Consider the following 3,521-nt stretch of genomic DNA (forward strand, 5'->3'; position numbering starts at 1 on the left):
CTGGAGCCGCACATGACCACCGCCAACACCCCCCGCTTCGCCACCCACCAAACCGCCGCCCGCCGCGTTGCAGCCGGCTTGGCCCTGGTGCTGACGCTGGGCCTGATGGCTGGCTTGGACAAGGTGGCCGACCGCCAGTACGACGACGCGCTGATGGCGCAAGCCGACGACGCGCCGACGCAAGTGGTGGTGGTCACCGCCAAGCGCCTGCACGCCTGAGCACAGGGCGTGTCGATTCCAGATTCACCGTTTACGTTCCACTCCTCTTGGGCCCCTCGCGGGCCCTCTTTTTTGTCTTAAACATAACCAGTTATCTTAACTGACTCTACGGCATTAGCGCGCGACCGAAAACAGCCCTTCACCCGGGTCGCATCCGATCGGCGCTGCATGCACTTCATACAGCCGCAGCAGCAACTGGTCGCAAGGCGCTGGCGACCCCAGTTCGCGCTGCCTAAAGTGCATCCATCGCAACACCGATGCCGCCGCCGACCATCACCCAGGAGCCCGCCATGACCACCCGCCCGACCACCGACTACCCCGCCACCGAAACCCGTACGCGCGCCGCCGCCTTCGGCCTGGCCGCCCTGGTGACGTTGAGCTTGCTGGCCGGCATGGACGGCGTGGCCGATCGGCAGTACGAAGCGGCCTACATCGCCCAGATTTCCACCGGTTCTGTGCAAGTCGCCGCACATCCGGCCCTGTCGCCCAAGGCGGTTTGACAAAGCCACTGGCAGATTGCCGCGCGCAGGTCTACAGTTTCACCAGCGGTGTCGCAAACCCGCGGCGCCGCGCTCGCGAAGGAGCCCATCATGCCCACGCTRAAGCAACGCCTTGCCGACGCCCACCCCGTCTTGCGCGCCGTGGCCCTGGGTCTGGCCGCAGTGGTCACGCTGGGTGCCATCGGAGGGTTGGCCCACCTGGCCGACGAGCACTACTCGGAGGCCCTGGTCGCGCAAGAGCTGGCCACGCCGGCCGACAACTATGTGCTGGTGACTGCACCACCCCTGCCTTGAGTGCGCAGTCGCACACTCGCTAAAACCGAGCGTGCGAATTCGTGCTTGAGCGAGAAGGGCCCATGAGGGCCCTTTTGTCTTTGCGGGCCGTGCCGCTGTTCACGCCCACACCGCCGTAGCGCCCCGGGGCATCCCGCAGGTGGCCCTTTCTTCAAGCTGGCTTTCAGCTTCACGATCCTAGTCTCGGCGACTTCAGCAGTACCCGCCCGTCCAGGGCACCGCCGCCATGACGCCACGCCGCTTTCTCGTTCGTTGCGCCGGCCTCGCCGCCGCGCTGGCCCTGTTCACCGGCGCGGCGCCCGCGGCGCCACTGCGCGTCGGCTTCATCTGCCCGCTCAGCGGCGGGTCGGGTGACTTCGGCAACAGCGCCCGGCTGGGCGCCGAGCTGGCGGTGAAAGAGATCAACGAGGTCGGCGGCTACATGGGCCGCCCGCTGGAGCTGGTCGCCCGCGACGACAAGGCCACACCCGACGAGGGCCGGCGCGCCGCCGAAGACCTGGTGCTGAACGAGAAGGTCGCGTTTACCGTGGGCTTTTGCAACACCGGCGTCGCGTTGAAGTCGCTCGAGGTGTTCCAGGCCCACCAGCATGTGTTGATGGTGCCGGTGGCCACCGGCTCGGCCTTGACCGCCGCCTACCCGGCCGTCGACAGTTATGTGTTCCGGCTCTCCCCACGCGACACGCTGCAGGCTGACTTCCTGGTACGCGAAGTCGCGCAGCGGCGTGGCCTCAAGCGCATCGCCTTGTTCGCCGACCGCACCGCCTACGGCGAAGGCGGGCTGACCGATCTGAAGCGTTTTCTCGAGGCGCAAGGCCTGCAGCCGGTGCAGGTCAGCCGTTTCGATCTGGGTGTCGGCTCGCTGGAGTCCGAGGTCAAGGCCGCGCAGGCCGCCGGCGCCGAGGCGATCATTGCCTACAGTGTAGGCCCCGAGCTGGCCACGCTGGCCCGCGCACGCCAGGCAGCGCATTTCAACGGGCCGCTGCTGGGGCCGTGGCCGATGTCGTTCAAGACGGTGTGGGACAAGTCCGGTGGCGCGGCCGAGGGCGCGATGATGGTCCAGTCGATCGTGCCGGACCTGTCGAACGAGCGCCGGATGTCGTTCATCGCCCGCCTCAAGCGCCACGCCGGCGAAGCGCCAATCGTCTCGCTGATGGCCGCCGCGCAAACCTACGACGCGGTGCACCTGATGCTTCGTGCTGTGTTCCAGAGCCATGGCGACACGCGCGGCCCGGCGCTGAAGGACGCACTGGAACACCTGGAACAGCCGTATGCCGGTGTCGTGACCACCCACGACCGGCCGTTCAGCCTGCAGGACCATGACGCCTTCACGATGAACATGATCTGGCTCGCCGTCTGGCGCAACGGCGCGCTGCAGTTCGTCTATGCCGACGATGCGAAGCGGGCCAGTGTGATCCGGCGCAAGGACGGCCGGTAGAACGACTACCCGCGGCCGACGAACGGCATCCCCGTGGCCAGAATCGTCGTGAACAGCACATTCGCTGACAGCGGCAGCGACGCCATGTGCACGACCGTGTCCGCCACGTGCTTGACGTCCATGCGCGCCTCGCTGCGCACGCTGCCGTCGGCCTGCGCCATCCCGCGCGCCATTGCGGTGGTCATGTCGSTSGCGGCGTTGCCGATGTCGATCTGGCCGACCGCGATGTCGAATGCGCGGCCGTCGAGCGCACACGATTTGGTCAACCCGCTCATCGCGTGCTTGGTCGTCGTGTAGGCGACCGAATTCGGCCGTGGCGTATGCGCCGAGATCGAGCCGTTGTTGATGATGCGACCACCGCGCGGATCTTGCGCCTTCATCAGGCGGAACGCCTCGCGCGTGCAGAGGAAGGCGCCAGTCAGGTTGGTGTCGACCGCGCTGCGCCAGGCGTCCACCGGCAGCTCGTCGATCGGCACGCCGGCGGTGAAGACACCGGCGTTGTTGAACAGCAGGTCGAGCCGGCCATGGCGCTGGCGGATCTGCTCGAACAGCGCGGCCACCCCGTCGGCGTCCGTCACGTCGGTGGTCACAGCCCAGGCACGGTCCGCAACCACACCTGACTCAGCGATCGCCGCGGCCAGCGTGTCAGCCCGGCGGCCGCTGAAGACCACCGTCCAGCCCGCCTGCAACAGCGCCAGCGCGCAGGCCTTGCCAATGCCGCTGCCGGCGCCGGTGACCAGGGCGATGCGCGGGGTGTCGAAAGTGGTGTGGGGGGTCTGCGGCATGGGGCGGCTCCGTTCACGGGGCCGCCAGTCTGCCATGCACGCTCAACGGCGCGCGCTCTCGAGCTGAAATCGGTTGACCAGCTGCTGCAGGCCCTGGGCCTGTTCGCGCAGGCTTTCGGCGGCGGCCGTGCTCTGCTCGACCAGCGCAGCGTTCTGCTGCGTCGCATCGTCGAGCTGGTGCACGGCGGTGTTGACTTCGCCCAGGCTGGCGCTTTGGCTCGCCGCGGCGCTGCAGATGTCGCGCACGACGCTGGACACTCGGTCGACGTCGGTGACGATCTCACGCAT

5 protein-coding genes and 1 pseudogene are annotated in these 3,521 nt (G+C 67.9%); 4 read left to right on the forward strand and 2 right to left on the reverse strand.

Annotated elements, in window-relative coordinates; genetic code table 11:
- The 4 genes from AC1DYI_RS29810 to AC1DYI_RS29825 all read left to right on the forward strand — a co-directional run.
- Positions 1 to 219 (forward strand): hypothetical protein (locus tag AC1DYI_RS29810; RefSeq protein WP_477207739.1); only part of this gene is annotated, 219 nt, incomplete at its 5' end.
- A 290-nt stretch (positions 220 to 509) separates the two neighbouring features.
- A complete protein-coding gene (locus AC1DYI_RS29815; RefSeq protein WP_477207740.1) occupies positions 510 to 719 on the forward strand; it encodes a hypothetical protein in 210 nt (69 codons plus the stop codon).
- A 90-nt stretch (positions 720 to 809) separates the two neighbouring features.
- Positions 810 to 1,013, forward strand: coding sequence for a hypothetical protein (locus tag AC1DYI_RS29820; protein WP_477207741.1), 204 nt, complete (start codon positions 810 to 812; stop codon positions 1,011 to 1,013).
- Positions 1,014 to 1,239: 226 nt separating this feature from the next.
- Positions 1,240 to 2,448, forward strand: a complete 1,209-nt coding sequence (locus tag AC1DYI_RS29825; RefSeq protein WP_477207742.1) for an ABC transporter substrate-binding protein — start codon at positions 1,240 to 1,242, stop codon at positions 2,446 to 2,448.
- Between the two features lie 5 nt (positions 2,449 to 2,453).
- Here the strand turns inward: AC1DYI_RS29825 and AC1DYI_RS29830 are convergent, their stop codons facing one another.
- Both AC1DYI_RS29830 and AC1DYI_RS29835 read right to left on the reverse strand, forming a co-directional pair.
- On the reverse strand, positions 2,454 to 3,233 hold the full coding sequence (locus AC1DYI_RS29830; RefSeq protein WP_477207743.1) for an SDR family oxidoreductase: 780 nt from the start codon (positions 3,231 to 3,233) through the stop codon (positions 2,454 to 2,456).
- A 42-nt stretch (positions 3,234 to 3,275) separates the two neighbouring features.
- Positions 3,276 to 3,521 (reverse strand): annotated as a pseudogene (locus tag AC1DYI_RS29835) (methyl-accepting chemotaxis protein); the annotation flags it as partial.

It is taken from the genome of Ideonella sp. P3_A4 (genome assembly GCF_056403075.1).

Excerpts from the sequence above, each read along its gene's own strand:
- AC1DYI_RS29815 (WP_477207740.1), top strand. The coding sequence starts at position 510 with ATGACCACCCGCCCGACCACCGACTACCCCGCCACCGAAACCCGTACG.
- AC1DYI_RS29825 (WP_477207742.1), top strand. The coding sequence starts at position 1,240 with ATGACGCCACGCCGCTTTCTCGTTCGTTGCGCCGGCCTCGCCGCCGCG.